This is a genomic window from Streptomyces sp. NPDC056600, from assembly GCF_042792855.1.
Lineage (GTDB): Bacteria > Actinomycetota > Actinomycetes > Streptomycetales > Streptomycetaceae > Streptomyces.
Genome location: NZ_JBHTVQ010000073.1, coordinates 15,409 through 31,259, shown reverse-complemented (window position 1 = coordinate 31,259; position 15,851 = coordinate 15,409). Strand labels below are relative to the sequence as shown.

Below are 15,851 nucleotides of genomic sequence, written 5' to 3'. Positions count from 1 at the left end.
CCGCCGGCCCCCGGCGGGCCGCCGAGGGCGGCTAGCGGACCGGGGCCCGCACCGGCGTGCCCGCTCCCGCGGCGGCGCCCAGCGCCGGAGTCCCGGCCGCGGTCCCGGTCTCCCCGGACCGGTGGGAGGGGAGGCCGAGCATGCCGACCGCGGTCAGGACCGCGGCGGCGGCCGCCGCCGCCCCGCACACCAGGTACGCGGTGCCGAAACCGCTGCCCAGGGCGTCGAGGGCGAGGTCGTGCGCCGCGGACCCCGGCGCTCCGGGCGGCAGACTGTTGACGGCGATCGGCCCGCCGGCCTCCCCGACCTGACGCGCCGCGGCAAGGTGGGCGGCGGGCAGGTCCGCCCCGGCCAGGCCGGAGGCGAACACCGAGCCGGCCCCGCTGAGCGCCACCGCGCCGACCACGACGGGTCCGAGGGCGAAGCCCAGGTCGCGCAACATGTTGGTGGTGGCGCTGGCCATGCCGGCCAGCTTGGGCGGCACGCTGTCCAATGCCACCGCGGTCACCGAACTGACCGTCAGGGCGAACCCGACGCCGATCAGCAGGGTGGGTGCCACGAAGGCGCCGAGCCCCGGATCGTGGACGTCGAGCCGCGAGCCCATCAGGCAGCCGAGGGCCATCAGGGTGAAGCCGACGGTCAGCAGACGGGAGGCGGGCACCCGGTGCAGGAGCCGCGCCACCACGGGGACGAGGACGAAGGCGGGCCCCTGGAGGAGCAGGAAGGGCACCGCGACGCGGATCGGATCCTGGTGCTGCACGGGACCCAGCCACATGCTCGTGGTGAAGCAGGCGCCGAGGAAGGCGAGCATGCCGATGACGGCGGCGAGCGAGGACACCGTGAACGCCCGGTTGCGGAACAGTTTGAGGTCGAAGATCGGGGACCGTGCCCCCAGTTCCACCACCACGAACGCGGCCAGGACGCACAGGCCGAGGAGGAGGGAGAGCATCACCGGGAGCGTGGTCCAGCCCGACTCGGGCCCTTCCACCAGGCCGAAGAGCACCAGGATCAGGCCGAGGGCGAAGGTGATCTGACCGGCCACGTCGAGCCTGCGGCCCTCGGGCTCCCTGGACTCGGTGGCCAGGGTCGCGGTGAGCACCATGCTGACCAGGGCCAGGCCGACGAGCACCCAGAAGGAACCGCGCCAGGAGCCCACCTTGGCGAACACCCCGCCGAGCAGCGGGGAGAGCGCGGCGCCCGCGGACAGGAAGCCGCTCCACAGCGCCACCGCCCGGGCCCGTTCGCGCGGGGAGCGGGTGACCGCGGTGGCGGCGGTGAGCGAGCCGGGGAACATGGCGCCGGCGCCCAGGCCGTTCAGGGCGGCGCCGACCCACAGGACCCGGACGTCGGGCGCCAGCGCGGCCACGCTGCTGCCCACGGCGACCAGTGCCGTCCCGGCCACCACGAGCCGGCGGCGGCCGAAGAGGTCGCCGAGGACGCCGAAGGTGAACTCGAAGCAGACCACGGCGATCATGAACGCCGCGGTGATCCAGGTGAGTTGGGACCCGTGGGTGTTCAGGTCCTGCTGGAGGAGACCGTTCAGCGAGGCGGGCAGGGCGTTGGCGACCTGGGCCACGAAGACCGCACCGCAGGCGGCAGCCAGTGTTCCCGCGTAGCCCGGTGTCCGGGCGGCCCCCGCGGTCGGGCCCTGGGACGCGAGCGTCCCGGTGTCGAGCGACATCGTTGTTCTCCCTGGCTGGGAACGTCGGCCGTCCCACCCGGCGAAGGCGGGAGGCCGGAGAGCGTGGAAGGACACGGAGGCGCGGACGCGGAGGGGGGAGACAGGCGCGACGCGCATCGGCGTGATGCCGGGAGAATGGCATTCGCTTTACGTCACGTCAATGAAATGTTCGCAATCTAAAGTGCGCGACGTCACTGTAAGGTGAAGTCGCCGCCGGGCGCCGGGGCTCAGGTGGGCGCCGCCGGGCTCAGGCGGAGCCGGACAGGTCCTCCTGCAGCGCTGCCGCCGCGGCCTCCAGCGCGTTGACCAGAGGGCGCAGCCGGTGCGGGTCGTAGCGCACGCTGGGCATCGACACCGACAGGCCCGCCAGTGCCCTGCCCTCCGTGTCGCGCACCGGAACGCCCACGGCGACCAGGCCCCGCTCGGACCGCTCCTTGTTCACGGCGAAACCGTTGCGACGCAGTCGCCGCAGGTCCGCGCGCAGCCGCTCCAGGTCGGGGAGGTCCGCCGTGCGGTCACGGTCGTGGTCGCGCCGGCGGCCGGGCGGGTAGACCTCCGCCAGCTCCTCGTCCGTGAGCTCGGCGAGCAGCAGCAGCCCGGCCGTGGTGCGGTGGGCGGGGAAGACCATGCCCTCGCGGGAACCGACCCGCAGCGCCTGCCGTGACTCGACGCTGGCGACGAAACGCGCGGTGTCCCCGGTGCGCACGGTCAGGTTCGCGGTCTCGTCCAGCAGGGCGACCAGCCGGTGCAGGTGGGGCAGGGCCGCCGCGCGCAGCCGGGAGACGAGGGACTGGGAGTGGGCGGCCAGCTCCAGCACCGGGCCGGCGCGGTACACCCGGTCCTCGCCCTGCACGGCGAAGTCCCGGTAGACCAGCATCGCCAGCACCCGGTGGGCGGTGGAGCGCGCGACGCCCAGGCGCTCGGCGAGCTGCGCCACGGTCGCGCCGCCCTCCATCTGCAGGACGATCGCCGCCCGCAGGGCGTGGTCCACGCTGGCGATCGGGTACGGCGGAGGGGTCTTGAGCGGCTTGTCCACGGTGCGGGCCTTTCACAGGATTCTGCTCTCCAGAATCTACATGTTCTGCTCTCGGGCGCGTCGCAGTCTGTTCCCGTGACTGACTCCGCCATCGCCCACGACACCGCCACCGGCTCCCCGGTCCGGCTGAAGGCCATCTCCGCCGAAGGACAACCCGACGTCACCCCGGCGCTCGAAGAGCTGTACCGGGGGTTCGAGCAGGAGCTGCTCGTCCCGCTGTGGACCGAGATCGGCGACCTGATGCCCGCCCACCCGCGCTCCCGCGCCCTGCCGCACGTGTGGCGCTGGGACCGGCTGCGGGAGCTCGCCGCGCAGGCGGGCGACCTGGTCCCGGTCGGCCGCGGCGGCGAACGCCGGGCCATCGCCCTGGCCAACCCCTCGCTCGGCGGCCGCCCCTTCGCGACTCCGACGCTCTGGGCCGCCATCCAGTACCTGATGCCCGGCGAGGACGCCCCGGAGCACCGGCACACCCAGCACGCCTTCCGCTTCGTCGTCGAGGGCGAGGGCGTGTGGACGGTGGTCGGCCGCGACCCGGTGGCGATGCGCCGCGGCGACTTCCTGCCGCAGGCCGGCTGGAACTGGCACGCCCACCACAACGCCACCTCCGAGCCGATGGCCTGGATCGACGGCCTGGACATCCCCTTCCAGTACGCCAACGAGGCCCAGTTCTTCGAGTTCGGCCGCGACGAGATCAGCGACGCCGAGCGGATCACCCCGGACCGCTCCCGCTCCGAGCGGCTGTGGGGCCACCCCGGCCTGCGGCCCGTCTCCGCCGGGTCCACCGGCCCCGGCTCCCCGCTGCTGGCCTACCGCTGGGAGCACACCGACCGCGCCCTCGCCGACCAGCTCGCGCTGGAGGCCGAGGGACACCCCGGCACCGTGGAGCACGGGCACGCGGCCGTCCGCTTCAGCGACCCCGCCACCGGCGCCGACGTGCTGCCGACCCTCCGCGCCGAGATGCACCGGATCGCGCGCGGCGTCGAGACCGCGCCCGTCCAGGAGACCGGCTCGTCCGTCTACCAGGTCTTCGACGGCTCCGGAACCGTCACCGTCGGCGACCGGACCTGGACCGTCACCCGCGGCGACCTGTTCGTCGTGCCGTCCTGGCAGCCGCTCTCGGTCCGCTCCGAGGCCGGCGCCACCGACTCCGACTCCGGCGCCCTGGACCTCTTCCGGTTCAGCGACTCACCCGTCTTCGAAGCCCTGCGGCTCAACCGCACCCACGTGGAAGGAACCACCCGATGAAGCTCGCCACCCTCCGCACCGGCGGCACCACCCAGGCCGTCCGGCTCGACGGCGACAGCCTGGTCGAGCTCGGCTTCCCCGACGTGGGCGCGCTCCTCGCACAGGACGACTGGCAGGCCCTCGCGGCCTCCGCGGCCGGAGACCGTCACCCGGTGGACGGCGCCGACTTCGCCCCCGTGGTGCCCGCCCCCACCAAGGTCGTCTGCGTCGGCCTCAACTACCGCAACCACATCCAGGAGATGGGCCGGGACCTGCCCCAGCACCCCACCCTCTTCGCCAAGTTCGCCGACAGCCTGATCGGCGCGGGCGACGACATCCAGCGTCCTGCCGAGACCGAGGAGTTCGATTGGGAGGTCGAACTCGCCCTGGTCGTCGGCAGGAAGGTGCGCCGCGCCACCGGCGAGGAGGCCGAGCAGGCCGTCGCCGGCTTCACCGTGCTCAACGACATCACCTGCCGCGACTGGCAGTTCCGCACCCGCGAATGGCTCCAGGGCAAGATGTGGGACTCCTCCACCCCCGTCGGCCCCTACCTGGTCACCCCCGACGAGCTGCCCGGCGGCGTGCGCCCCGTCCTCGACGTCACGCTCACCGTGGACGGCGAGGTCATGCAGTCCGACAACACCGGCGACCTGCTCTTCGACCCGGTGGCCCTGGTCGAGTACGTCTCCACGATCGTGCGTCTCAACCCGGGCGACATCATCGCCACCGGCACCCCCGGCGGCGTCGGCCACGCCCGCAAGCCGGCCCGCTACCTGACCGGCGGCGAGAGCGTCGTCACCGAGATCGCCGGCCTCGGCCGCCTGGCGAACCGGATCGTGCGGGAGGCGTCCCACTGATGGCCCGCACCCTCGACGACGCCCGCCGCTGGGCCGCCCTCGGCACCGACCTGGTGCTGCGGGCCGCCGACGGCCTGGACGGCGACGCCTTCGCCGCGCCGAGCGCCCTGCCCGGCTGGACCCGGGCCCACCTGACCGCGCACGTCGCCGCCAACGCCGAGGCGCTGTCCAACCTGGTGCACTGGGCCGCCACCGGCGAGGTCACCCCGATGTACGCCTCGCCCGAGGAGCGCGCGGCGGGCATCGAACGCGGCCCCGCCCTGTCGGCCGGGGAGCTCACCGTCTGGCTGCGCGAGTCCGCCCAGGTACTGGAGGCCGGCACCGCCGCCCTCACCGAGGAGCAGTGGCGGGCCCCGGTCGTCACCGCGCAGGGACGGACCGTGCCCGCGACCGAGCTGCCCTGGATGCGTTCGCGCGAGGTGTGCGTCCACGCCGTCGACCTGAACGCAGGCGTCACCTTCGCCGACCTGCCGGACGACTTCCTCGCCGCCCTGTGCGCGGACGTCGCCGCCAAGCGCGCGACGGCCCCCGGCCCCGCCGTGACCTTGCGGGCGCCGCACGACACCTGGGAGCTGCCCGGCGAGGGCGAGCCCGTCCTGGTGACCGCGCCGCTGCCCGACCTCGCCGCCTACCTCACCGGACGGGACGCCGGCCTCAGCGCGGCGGACGGCACGCCCGCCCCCGCGCTGGGCCCCTGGCTGTGACCAGGGCCGCGCAGGCACCGTCCCGCCACCGAAGGAACCGATCATGAACACTGAAGCCAGCGCCGCGGACCGGCCCGACGTCCTCGTGGTCGGCGGCGGCATCGGCGGTCTCGGCACCGCCCTCGCCCTGACCCGCAAGGGCCTGCGGGTGCGCGTCCTGGAACGCGCGCCCGAGTTCGGCGAGGTGGGCGCGGGCCTGCAGATCGCCCCCAACTGCACCCGCATCCTCGCCGAGTACGGCCTGCTGGACGAGGCCAGGAGCCTGGGCGTGGTGCCCGAGTCCATGGTGATGAAGGACGCGCTCGACTCCACCGAGCTGACCCGGCTGGACCTGCGCGACCTCGAACGCCGCTACGGCTTCCCGTACATGGTGATCCACCGCAGCGACCTGCACGGCATCTTCCTGCGCGCCTGCGAGCGGTCCGGCGTCGAACTGCTCACGGACGCCACGGTCGTCGGCTACGAGAACACCGTCGAGGGCGCCCTCGTCCGTCTCGAGGACGGCACCGTCCACGAGGCGCCGCTGGTCGTCGCGGCCGACGGGCTGCACTCGGTGGCCCGCCGCCAGTTGGTCGGCGACGACGTGGTCAGCTCCTCCTACGTCGCCTACCGGGCGGCCGTGCCCATCGAGAAGGTGCAGGACAACGGCGTCGCGGAGAAGGACGTGAGCCTGTACGTCGGCCCGCGCTGCCACTTCGTGCAGTACGCGCTGCGCGGCGGCGCCATGTTCAACCAGGTCGCCGTCTTCGAGTCCCCCAAGGCGCTGGCCGGGCAGGAGGACTGGGGCACCCCGGACGAGCTGGACGCGGCCTTCGCCGCCACCTGCGACACGGTGCGCGACGGCATCCCGCTGATGTGGCGCGACCGCTGGTGGCGGATGTTCGACCGCGACCCGATCGAGACCTGGGTGCACGGCCGGATCGTGCTCCTCGGCGACGCCGCGCACCCGCCGCTGCAGTACATGGCGCAGGGCGCGATCATGGCGATCGAGGACGGCTGGGTGCTGGCCGAGCAGTGGAGGAGGATGCGCGCGGCTGCCGCTCCCGGCGAGCGGCCGGACTGGGACGGCGCCCTCGCGGCCTACGAGGCGGTCCGCGTGGAGCACTGCCGCCGGGTGCAGACCACGGCCCGCGCCTGGGGCGAGCTGTGGCACCTCGACGGGGAGGACCGCCGGCGGCGCAACGAGATCCTGCGGGCCCGCGGCACCTACGACTACTCCTTCACCGACTGGGTCTACGGTCCGACCGCGCTCACCCCGGACGAGGAACCCGAGATGTTCACGCCGATCCCGGTGGCCTCCCCGGCCTGACGCCGGGAGCGGGACAGGGGGCGACGACGGCGCCGTCGTCGCCCTCTAGGATCTCGTCCATGGCGAACCTTCGTGAGGCACAGAAGCGGATGACTCGCCGGCTGCTGCTGGAGTCGGGACTCGAGCTGTTCCGGACGAAGGGATACGCCGCCGCCACGGTCGACGACATCGCCAAGGCGGCCGGCACCACCCGGGTGACGTTCTACGCCTACTTCCCCTCCCGCGCCGACCTGATGAAGGCGCTCATCGACGAGCAGCTCAACGAGGCGCTCCAGCGGGTCCGGTCCGAGGAGCACGGCTCCACCGCGCTGGACCTCGTCGCCACCGTCGCCGAGGGCACACCGGAAGCGATCACCGCCTGGCTGCGGCGGACCGCCGACGACTGGCCGGCCATCCGGCCGATCATCCGCATCGGCCGCGAGGCCGCGGTGATCGAGCCGGAACTCAAGGACCTCGTCGAGCGCTGGCTCGAGGAGGCCGTCGGCGACATCGAGGACGGGCTGGAGCGGGCCGGCCGCTTCGAGCCCCACCAGCGGCACTTCCGCGGTGTGCTCGCGATGGCGGAGCTGGACTACGTCGCCCAGCACTGGGACGGCGCCGACTGGAAGCTGACCCGCGAGCAGATGATCGAGGAACTCGCCACCAGCTGGGCCCGTCTCCTGACCTGACCTGACCTGACCTGACCCGGACGGCTCTGGGCTGCGAAAAGCCCGACGGAAGCCGCGCATGCGTTCTCGCATGCGCGGCTTCTTCGCGTTTCCGAGGTACTGATCGTTCCCTTTCGCGCAACGCACCGGCATGAAAATTTTCGTGGCGTTCATTTCATTGACGCGATGTAAAGCGAATGGCTAGCGTGACAGGAGCCACAGGGTGCGCGTCGCCGCGCATCCCACACCGGACACGTGAGGCATGCATGAGCGTCAGTACCCCAACCGTGAACACCGTCCTGGGCCCGGTGCCGGCCGACGAGCTGGGCGTCGTCTCGGTGCACGAGGCGCTGCTGTCGGTGGTGCCGGGCGCCGAGTACGCCTTCGACGTCACCCTCGACCGCGCCGAGATCTTCGAGACCCTCGCCGCCCGCCTGGAGGACTTCCGGGCCCACGGCGGCGGCACGATCGTCGACAACACCGGCACGTTCCACGGCCGGGACGTCCGGCTCCTGGAGACGCTGTCCCGCGCGACCGGCGTGCACCTCGTCGCCTCGACCGGCCAGGGCCCCGAGGAACTGCTCGGCGGTTACTTCCTCACCCCGCAGACCAACCCGCCGACGCCCTGGCCGGCCGACAGGTTCGCCGACCTGTTCGCCCGTGAGATCACCGAGGGCATGGTCGTCCCCCGGGTGGAGCGGCGCGGCGCCGCCGGCCTGGTGGCCACCGCGGCGACCGCCGGGGGCATGACCGCCACCGACGAGAGCCTGCTGCGCGGCGCGGCCCGCGCCGCCCTGCGCACCGGCACGGCCGTCTCCGTCCGCCACGACGGCGGGCCCGTCCAGGCACTCGACGTCGTCATGGACGAGAAGCTGCCCGCGGACCGCGTCGTGGTGGGCGGGCTCGACCGGAAGGACGCCGTCGCGTCCGGCGCTCCCCTGGAGATCGCCCGCCGCGGCGCCTACGTCGGCCTCGACCACGTCGGCACGGAGGGCCACGCGCACCTCACCGACGCCGAGCGCGCCCACCTCGTCGCCGACCTGATCCGGGCCGGCTTCGGTGACCGCGTCCTGCTGTCCAGCAACGCGACCGGCGTCGCCAAGGGCCACGACGGCAACGACCTGCCGTACAGCTACGTCCTGACGGCCTTCGTCCCGCTCCTGGAGGGCCAGGGACTCGGCGAGGAGGACGTGCGGCGGATCCTCGTCGACAACCCGCGCGAGTTGCTGTCGGTGCGCCGGCCGCGCTGACCGGCCGCGCCGGCCCGCCCGTCAATCCCCCGAGTCATAGGTAGTGAGTTCTGTGTCGCGAGTGAACACCGTCCTGGGGCCCGTCCCGACCGAGGAACTCGGTCTGGTCGCCGTCCACGAGCACATCGGCTACGGCATGCCCGGGTCCGAACTGGACACGCGGTGGTGGAAGAGCCCCGAGCAGCGGTACGAGGAGACCGTCCCCAAGCTGCGCGCCTTCCACGACTACGGCGGCGGCACCTTCGTCGACGCCACCGGCATCTGCAACGGCCGCGACGTCGACCATTACCGGTCGCTGTCCGCGAAGACCGGCGTCCACATCGTCGCCTGCACCGGCTTCGTCGGCGGCGACACCGCCCTGCCGCACTTCGCCCGGGCCGACGTCGACTACCTGATGCGGCAGTTCGTCCACGAGATCACCGTCGGCATCGGCTCCAGCGGCGCCCTGGCCGGCGTCATCAAGGTCGGGGTGAGCCGCGGCGGCCGGATGACCGACCTGGACAAGCGCATCTACCGCGCCGCCGCACGGGCCGCCCTGGCCACCGGGGCGCCCGTCCTCACCCACCTCGCGATCGACGCCGAGAACGCCGTCGCCATCTTCCGTGAGGAGGGGCTGCCGCTCGACCGCGTCCTGTTCGGGCACGTCGACGACGGCGTCAACGCGGAGAAGACCCGTGACGTCTGGATCGCCGAGCAGGGCGGCCGCATCGGGTTCGACACCTTCGGCTACGAGACCGAACTGCCCGACCCGCCGTTCTGGGCCCGCCCCCGCCAGGAGCGGCTCGACCATTTCCTGCGCTTCGTCGACGGCGGCCGCCGGCTGCACCAGGTCCTCGCCTCCGCCGACGCCAACTGCTCCCCGCTGGGCTGGCCGGGCGTCAAGGGCCACACCGTCAACTACATCTTCGAGGACCTCATCCCGGATCTGCGCGCGGCCGGCCTCGACGAGGAGGCCGTCCGGACGATCTTCGTCGACAACCCCGCCGCCTTCCTGACCCTCCAGAAGTAGCTTCCCCCGCTCCGTTCCTCCCCGTTGTTCCTCCTCGTAGAAGCAAGTGAGAAGCACCATGCAGTCATCGGACCTCAGGAACCTGAAGATCGCCGTCGTCGGGGCGGGATACGGCGGCGCCGCCGCGGCCAAGGCGCTGAGCCTGCTCGGCGCGGAGGTGAGCGTGTACGAGCAGGCCACCCGGATCCGTGAGGTCGGCGCCGGGATCGGCCTGCGTCCCGCCACCATGAACCGGTTCCGCCAGTGGGGGATCGCCGACGTGATCGAGAAGGTGAGCTCGCCCAGCGAGTACTTCGAGATCCTCGGCGCCCGCTGCGAGCCGATCATGAAGGAGGCCTGGCCCGCGGCGGGCGACCAGAGGCACACCCATCTGATCCACCGCGGCGACTTCATCGACGCCCTCCTCGGCGTCCTCCCCGAGGGCATGGTGCGGCTCGGTCACAAGCTGGAGTCCGTCCGGGACAACGGCGACGGCGCCCTGCTCACCTTCGCCGACGGCAGCACCGCGGAGGCCGACCTGGTCGTCGGCGCCGACGGCATCAAGTCGGTCGTGCGGCAGCAGTTGTTCGGCGAGGCGGGCCCGGTGTTCGCCGGGGAGCACGCCTACCGCGCCGTCATCCCCCTCGGAGCCGCCCACGGCATGGTCACCGACGACAACCTCCGCATGTACATCGGGCGGGGCACCAAGGTGTACCTGCTGCCGCTGCGCCACCGAGGTCAGGTCTCCTTCGACATCACCGCCCTGTGCCCGGACGGCACCTGGACGCCCGACGTCACCAAGGACGACCTCCTGCGGACGGTGGAGGGCTTCGACGAGCGGCTGGTCGCCATCACCCGCGACCTCGACATGAGCACCGTCAACATCCGCGCCGTCCACGACATCGACCCGGTCGCCACCTGGCACACCGACTCCGTCGTCCTGGTCGGCGACGCCGCCCACTCGATGCTGCACCACCAGGGCCAGGGTGCGAACTCGGCCATCGAGGACGCCGGCGCGCTCGCCGACGCGCTGCGCGACGCGGACACGCTGCCCGAGGCGCTCGCCCGCTACCAGGCCGCCCGCAAGCCGGTGACCGACGAACTGCAGCGGATCTCCCGTCAAGGCTGGACCGAGGACGAGATCAGCGAGGTCTTCCCCGGCCAGAAGCCGCGCGCCTGACCGCCGATACCTTCACCCCCAAGGACCGCACCATGCCGCTGCATCCCGAGATCGCCTCCTTCCTCGCCTCCCTGCCCGCCCCGCCCGCGGGGCCGCCCGACCCGATCGCCCTGCGCGCCGGGGACGAGGCGCACGTCCCCCCGCTCGCCGAACGCCTGCCGCTGCACGCCGTGGAGGACACCACGGCGCACACCGGGGCCGGTGACGTGCCGGTCCGGATCTACACGCCCACCGAGGCCGCGGCCCACGGCCTGCTCGTCTACTTCCACGGCGGCGCGTTCTTCCTCGGCAGCCTGGAGACCCACGACCACGTCGCGCGCTCGCTGGCGAAGGAGACCGGGCTCAAGGTGCTCTCCGTCAGCTACCGCCTGGCGCCCGAGGCGGCCTTCCCGGCCGGACTCGACGACTGCTACGCGGTCGTGCGCTGGGCCGCCGAACAGGGCGACGCCCTCGGCTGGGACGGGACTACCCTCGCCGTCGCCGGCGACAGCTCCGGCGGCAATTTCGCGGCCGGCGTCGCGGCCCTGGCGCACGACGACGGCTTCGACCGGATCACCCACCAGATCCTCTACTACCCCTCCCTGGACCTGGACTTCGACGAGGACCGCTACCCCTCGCTGCGGGAGAACGCCGTCGGCTACGGCCTGGAGACGGCGGGGCTGAAGCCCTTCAACGCCTTCTACCTCGGCAGCGGCGCCGACCCGGCCGACCCGCGGGTCTCCCCGGTCAAGCGCCAGGACCTGTCCGGGCTGCCGCCGGCCCTGGTCGTCACCGCCGAGTTCGACCCGATGCGCGACGAGGGCGAACTGTACGGGCAGCGGCTGCGGGAGGCCGGCGTCGAGGCGACGGTCGCCCGCTACGCGGGCGCGGGCCACGGCTTCGTCCAGCACTTCTCCTGGATCCCCGAGTACCACGAGGTCTTCGCGCGCACGCGGGCCTTCCTCGCGAGGAAGGCCTGACACCATGACCCGCCCGGTCGACGTCCACCCTCTGGTGTCACCCTGGGGACGGTTCGGTCTCTACAGCTTCTACATCGACGCCCCCGAGCCGGCGATCGTCGACACCGGCATCGCCACCTCGCCCGCCGAGGGCATGGCCCCCGCGCTCGCCGCGATCGGCCGGCGCATCGAGGACGTGCGCTGGATCCTGCTGACGCACGGCCACATCGACCACGTCGGCGGGGCCCACGCCCTGTGGGAGATGACCGGCCGCCGGGCCCAGGTCGTCGTCCACGAGGCCGACGCCCCCATGCTCCGCTCGCGCAGGGCCCACGTCGAGGAGTACCTCGAAGGGCGCGGGCGGTACCTGGCCGACCCCGAGGGGGAGGCCAGGGTGACGGCCGCCGCGAACGCCGTCATCTCGGGGGAGATGGAACCCTCCTCGCTGCTGCGCGGCGGCGAGTCCCTCTCCCTCGGCGGCGGCGTCACCGTCTCCGCGCACGCGATCCCCGGCCACACGCCCGGCTCGCTCGCCTACGTCCTCGACGGGCAGGGCGACGTCTTCACCGGCGACGCCGTCCAGGTCCACGGGGCCGCCAACGGCTTCCCCGGCTACACCGACCCCGCCGCCTACCGCCGCAGCCTGCGGTACCTGCGCGACGAGGTCCGGCCCCGGCGGCTGTTCCTCGGGCACCCGTACCGCCGCGCCGACGGAACCCCCTACGGCGTCGCCCTCGACGCGGGCGAGGCGCGGGAGGCGCTCGGACAGAGCCTCGCCGCCGAGGCCCGGATCGCCGCGGCCGCCCACGACTGCCTGGCGGCCGGGCTGCGGGAGACCGCCTCGCCCTACTCCCCGTTCGCCCCGGTCGCCGAGGCGCTCGGCTGCACCGGCGACCCCACGCTCGAGCCCTCGCCGTTCTTCACCTCCCTGCACGGCTACCGCACGCAAGCCCAGCAGACCTCGGCCCAGCAGACCTCGTGACCCAGGAGCACCCCCTCATGACCGACCTCCGCACCGTGCGGGCGGGCGCCCGCACCCTGACCGTCCGCAAGGACCTGCGGGTCCCGATGCGCGACGGCGTCACCCTGGCGGCGGACGCCTACGCCGGCACCGACGACACCCCGCGCCCCGCCCTGGTCGCCCTCAGCCCCTACGGCAAGGAACTCCAGGCCCTCGCCCTGACCACGCCGCCGCAGCGCCGGCCCAGCCCCATGTGGGACGGCTGCATCGAGGCCGGCGACATCGCCCGCGTGGTCGAGGAGGGATACGTCCACGTCATCGGCGACCTGCGCGGCTCCGGCGCCTCCGAGGGCGAGCACATCGGCAACTACAACGCCGGGGGAGTGCCGCTCGGGCAGGACGCCTACGACTTCATCGAGTGGGTGGCCGCCCAGCCGTGGTGCGACGGCAACGTCGGCATGATCGGCATCTCCTACTTCGGCTCCATGCAGGTGCTGGCCGCGGCCGAGCGGCCGCCGTCCCTGAAGGCGATCTTCGTCAGCGGCGGCCACTACGACTTCTACGAGACCACCTACCACGGCGGCGTCATGTGGTTCATGCCGCGCGCCGCCCGCGAGGGCCGCGGCGGCGACTCCGGCTGGGCCTTCACCGACGGCGTCAAGTCCCGCATGCTGGAGACCTTCTCGTCCGAGGAGATCAAGGAGAAGGTGGCCCGGCGCCTGGCGGACCCGGACGTCGCGGCCTGGCCCAATCTGGTCCACGTCCTCACCTACCCCAAGAACCACGAGGCCTGGTTCGACATCGTGATGAACGAGGTCGACGGCGAGTGGTACGAGGAACGCAACCCGGTCACCCTCGCGCCGGACATCGACATCCCCGTCTGGCTCCAGCTGGACCAGGGCCGGGGCTGGACCCTGGACGGCACCATCGAGCTCTACCACCGGCTCAAGGGGCCCAAGAAGCTCGACATCGGGCCGTACCCGCCCATGCAGTCGCGCCCCTTCGTCGAGGAGCACGACAAGATGTTCCGCTGGTACGAGTACTGGATCAAGGGCGTCGACAACGGGGTCATGGACGAGCCGGCGGTGACCGTCCACGTCGAGGGCTCGAGGGAGACCGTCACCGGCGCGCAGTGGCCGCCCAAGCCGGTTGAGCACCGGCCGCTGTACCTGCGCCCGCGCGGCTGGCTCTCCGCCGAACCCGAGCCCATGGCCGCCGAATTCGCCGCCCCGGACGGCTTCTACCAGGCGCCGCTGACGGTCACCGACACGGTGCAGATCATCAGCTGGTCCACCGCCCCGTTCACCGAGCCGACCGGGATGATGGGCCAGGGCGCGGCCCACCTCTTCGCGGAGATCGACCAGAGCGACACCAACTTCGTCCTGCGGCTGTGGGACGAGGCCCCCGGCGGGAAGCGGCAGCTGATCACCAGCGCCTACCTGAAGGCCTCGCACCGCGAGCTGGACGAGGAGCGCACCACCGAGGGCGACCCGTACCACCCGCACACCCGGGCCGTGCCGGTGGAGCCGGGGCGGATCGAGGAGTACGTGCTGCGGATCTACCCGTTCGCCGCGACCTTCCTGCCCGGCCACCGGCTGGTCGCCGAACTCTCCAACGCCGAGCCGCTCGTCGACGAGCACAACTCCCTGCTGCCGCCGGACGCCTTCCACCTGCCGGTGGGCCGCCCGGTCACCCACAAGATCTACCGCGACGCGGCCCACCCGTCCCGGCTGGTGCTGCCGTTCACCACGGCGTGACGTCGTGACGGCGGCGGACCTCGGGCGGCGAGGACCTGGCCGCGTGGCGGGAGGCCCGGCAGCCGGGGCCTCGCACCAGCTCCACGGCCCGTGTCCTTGCCGCCCGCCGGCCGTCGCGGTCCGGATACCGCGGTCCTGCTGCCCCTGGGCGTGAACACGGCGGCCACGCTGCTGCTGAACACCTGGGCGTCGCGGACCAAGAGCACCGCCGAGCAGTGGCTGTCGCGCAGCCCCGGCGCGGAGGTCACCGGCGTGGACTCCGTCTCCAGAACGCTGTACGTCCACGTGCGGGACCCCGGGGACCTGCCGCCGGTGGAGGATCTGATGCGCGACCTTGAAGGCCGCGTCCCCGACGGCCTCCCGATCGTGGTCGACACCACCGTCGGCCGGCAGATCGACGCGGGCAGGGTGGGCGGGTGAGGCCGGGCGGCGCGCGTCACGCCTTGCGTGAACCGTGGACCAGGCCCATCAGTCCACCGGCGGCCGCGCCCAGCCACGGCACGAGGTAGCCGAGGGGCGAGACGTCGGCGTCCCAGGCGCGGACGACCGTGACGGTCACGCCGAGCAGCAACGACTGCGCGAGCAGGTAGACCGTGATCCTGCGGCGCGTGGTCCAGCCGCGTGCGTGGCTCAGGAGTTTCCGTCTCACCGTCGCGATGACGCGTTCCCTTCCCCGCCGGTTCCCACGGAACCGCGGGCGTGAGCCGATCATGGTTCGTGTGAGACATTGATGTCTCATATGGGTTACGGTTGACTCATGAGCTTCGATCGTGACCATGTGCTGCGTGCCGCGGCCGAGCTGCTGGCGCGCAGGCCCACGGCGACCACGGAAGAGGTCGCCCGGGCCGCGGGGATCAGCCGGGCGACGCTGAACCGGTACTTCCCCGGCCGGGACGCCCTGGTGCGCGCCCTGGAGGAGTTCGGCATCGCCGAGTGCGAGAAGGCCCTGGACGCGGCCTGCCCGGAGGAGGGGAGCGCCGAGGAGGCGCTGCGCCGCCTGGTCCGCGCGGTCGAACCGTGCGCGGGTCTGCTCGCCTTCCTCTACTCCGAACACCAGCTCTTCGAGGGCGAGGAGCAGAACGCCGGCTGGTCCCGCATCGACGAACGGCTCACCGGTCTGTTCCGGCGGGGCCAGGAGAGCGGGGAGTTCCGCATCGACCTGAGCGCGGTGTGGCTCACCGAGGCCCTGTACGGCCTGACGGCCGCGGGCGGCTGGGCCGTCACCGAGGGCCGGGTGGCCCGCAACGACATCTCCCTCATGCTCGTCGAGCTGCTGCTCGGCGGCGCCATACGGAGGGACGCGTCATGACCGAGGCGCG

The 15,851-nt window shown here is 72.9% G+C and carries 16 protein-coding genes; 13 read left to right on the top strand and 3 right to left on the bottom strand.

All coding sequences use genetic code 11. From position 1 onward, the window contains the following. Window positions 1–31: 31 nt before the first annotated feature. Window positions 32–1,681, bottom strand: coding sequence for an MFS transporter (locus ACFRAV_RS27425; RefSeq protein ID WP_382559180.1), 1,650 nt, complete (start codon window positions 1,679–1,681; stop codon window positions 32–34). A 247-nt stretch (window positions 1,682–1,928) separates the two neighbouring features. After that, window positions 1,929–2,717 carry an IclR family transcriptional regulator gene (locus ACFRAV_RS27420; protein WP_382559178.1) on the bottom strand — a complete coding sequence of 263 codons (789 nt, stop codon included), beginning with the start codon at window positions 2,715–2,717 and terminating at the stop codon, window positions 1,929–1,931. Window positions 2,718–2,792: 75 nt separating this feature from the next. Here ACFRAV_RS27420 and ACFRAV_RS27415 point away from each other — a divergent pair, with 75 nt between their 5' ends. From ACFRAV_RS27415 to ACFRAV_RS27360, 12 genes are all read left to right on the top strand, one after another. Next, on the top strand, window positions 2,793–3,962 hold the full coding sequence (locus ACFRAV_RS27415; protein ID WP_382559176.1) for a cupin domain-containing protein: 1,170 nt from the start codon (window positions 2,793–2,795) through the stop codon (window positions 3,960–3,962). After that, entirely contained in the window at window positions 3,959–4,798 is an 840-nt protein-coding gene (locus ACFRAV_RS27410; protein WP_382559174.1) for a fumarylacetoacetate hydrolase family protein, read from the top strand. The genes ACFRAV_RS27415 and ACFRAV_RS27410 overlap by 4 nt, the downstream gene beginning before the upstream one ends. Then, window positions 4,798–5,502: a maleylpyruvate isomerase family mycothiol-dependent enzyme gene (locus ACFRAV_RS27405; RefSeq protein WP_382559172.1), complete on the top strand. Its 705-nt coding sequence runs from the start codon at window positions 4,798–4,800 to the stop codon at window positions 5,500–5,502. Before ACFRAV_RS27410 ends, ACFRAV_RS27405 begins: the two co-directional genes overlap by 1 nt. A 43-nt stretch (window positions 5,503–5,545) precedes the next feature. Beyond that, complete coding sequence (locus ACFRAV_RS27400) at window positions 5,546–6,811, top strand: FAD-dependent oxidoreductase (protein ID WP_382559170.1); 1,266 nt, start codon at window positions 5,546–5,548, stop codon at window positions 6,809–6,811. 59 nt (window positions 6,812–6,870) lie between these two features. Next, window positions 6,871–7,479 (top strand): TetR/AcrR family transcriptional regulator, encoded by a 609-nt coding sequence (locus ACFRAV_RS27395; RefSeq protein WP_382559168.1) that lies wholly within the window; start codon window positions 6,871–6,873, stop codon window positions 7,477–7,479. A gap of 245 nt (window positions 7,480–7,724) precedes the next feature. Further along, on the top strand, window positions 7,725–8,708 hold the full coding sequence (locus ACFRAV_RS27390; protein ID WP_382559166.1) for a phosphotriesterase: 984 nt from the start codon (window positions 7,725–7,727) through the stop codon (window positions 8,706–8,708). A gap of 61 nt (window positions 8,709–8,769) precedes the next feature. Continuing rightward, window positions 8,770–9,717, top strand: coding sequence for a phosphotriesterase (locus ACFRAV_RS27385; RefSeq protein ID WP_382559164.1), 948 nt, complete (start codon window positions 8,770–8,772; stop codon window positions 9,715–9,717). Between the two features lie 58 nt (window positions 9,718–9,775). Further along, window positions 9,776–10,876 (top strand): FAD-dependent oxidoreductase, encoded by a 1,101-nt coding sequence (locus ACFRAV_RS27380; RefSeq protein WP_382559162.1) that lies wholly within the window; start codon window positions 9,776–9,778, stop codon window positions 10,874–10,876. A gap of 32 nt (window positions 10,877–10,908) precedes the next feature. Continuing rightward, window positions 10,909–11,835, top strand: a complete 927-nt coding sequence (locus tag ACFRAV_RS27375; protein ID WP_382559160.1) for an alpha/beta hydrolase — start codon at window positions 10,909–10,911, stop codon at window positions 11,833–11,835. A 4-nt stretch (window positions 11,836–11,839) separates the two neighbouring features. Further along, a complete protein-coding gene (locus ACFRAV_RS27370) occupies window positions 11,840–12,796 on the top strand; it encodes an MBL fold metallo-hydrolase (protein WP_382559159.1) in 957 nt (318 codons plus the stop codon). Window positions 12,797–12,813: 17 nt separating this feature from the next. Further along, window positions 12,814–14,532, top strand: coding sequence for a CocE/NonD family hydrolase (locus tag ACFRAV_RS27365; protein WP_382559157.1), 1,719 nt, complete (start codon window positions 12,814–12,816; stop codon window positions 14,530–14,532). A gap of 90 nt (window positions 14,533–14,622) precedes the next feature. Beyond that, entirely contained in the window at window positions 14,623–14,952 is a 330-nt protein-coding gene (locus ACFRAV_RS27360) for a hypothetical protein (RefSeq protein ID WP_382559155.1), read from the top strand. A gap of 16 nt (window positions 14,953–14,968) precedes the next feature. Here the strand turns inward: ACFRAV_RS27360 and ACFRAV_RS27355 are convergent, their stop codons facing one another. After that, window positions 14,969–15,181 carry a hypothetical protein gene (locus ACFRAV_RS27355; protein WP_382559153.1) on the bottom strand — a complete coding sequence of 71 codons (213 nt, stop codon included), beginning with the start codon at window positions 15,179–15,181 and terminating at the stop codon, window positions 14,969–14,971. Window positions 15,182–15,289: 108 nt separating this feature from the next. On the opposite strand from ACFRAV_RS27355, the gene ACFRAV_RS27350 reads away from it, so the two are divergent. Next, a complete protein-coding gene (locus ACFRAV_RS27350; protein WP_382559151.1) occupies window positions 15,290–15,841 on the top strand; it encodes a TetR/AcrR family transcriptional regulator in 552 nt (183 codons plus the stop codon). The last annotated feature ends 10 nt before the right edge of the window (window positions 15,842–15,851 follow it).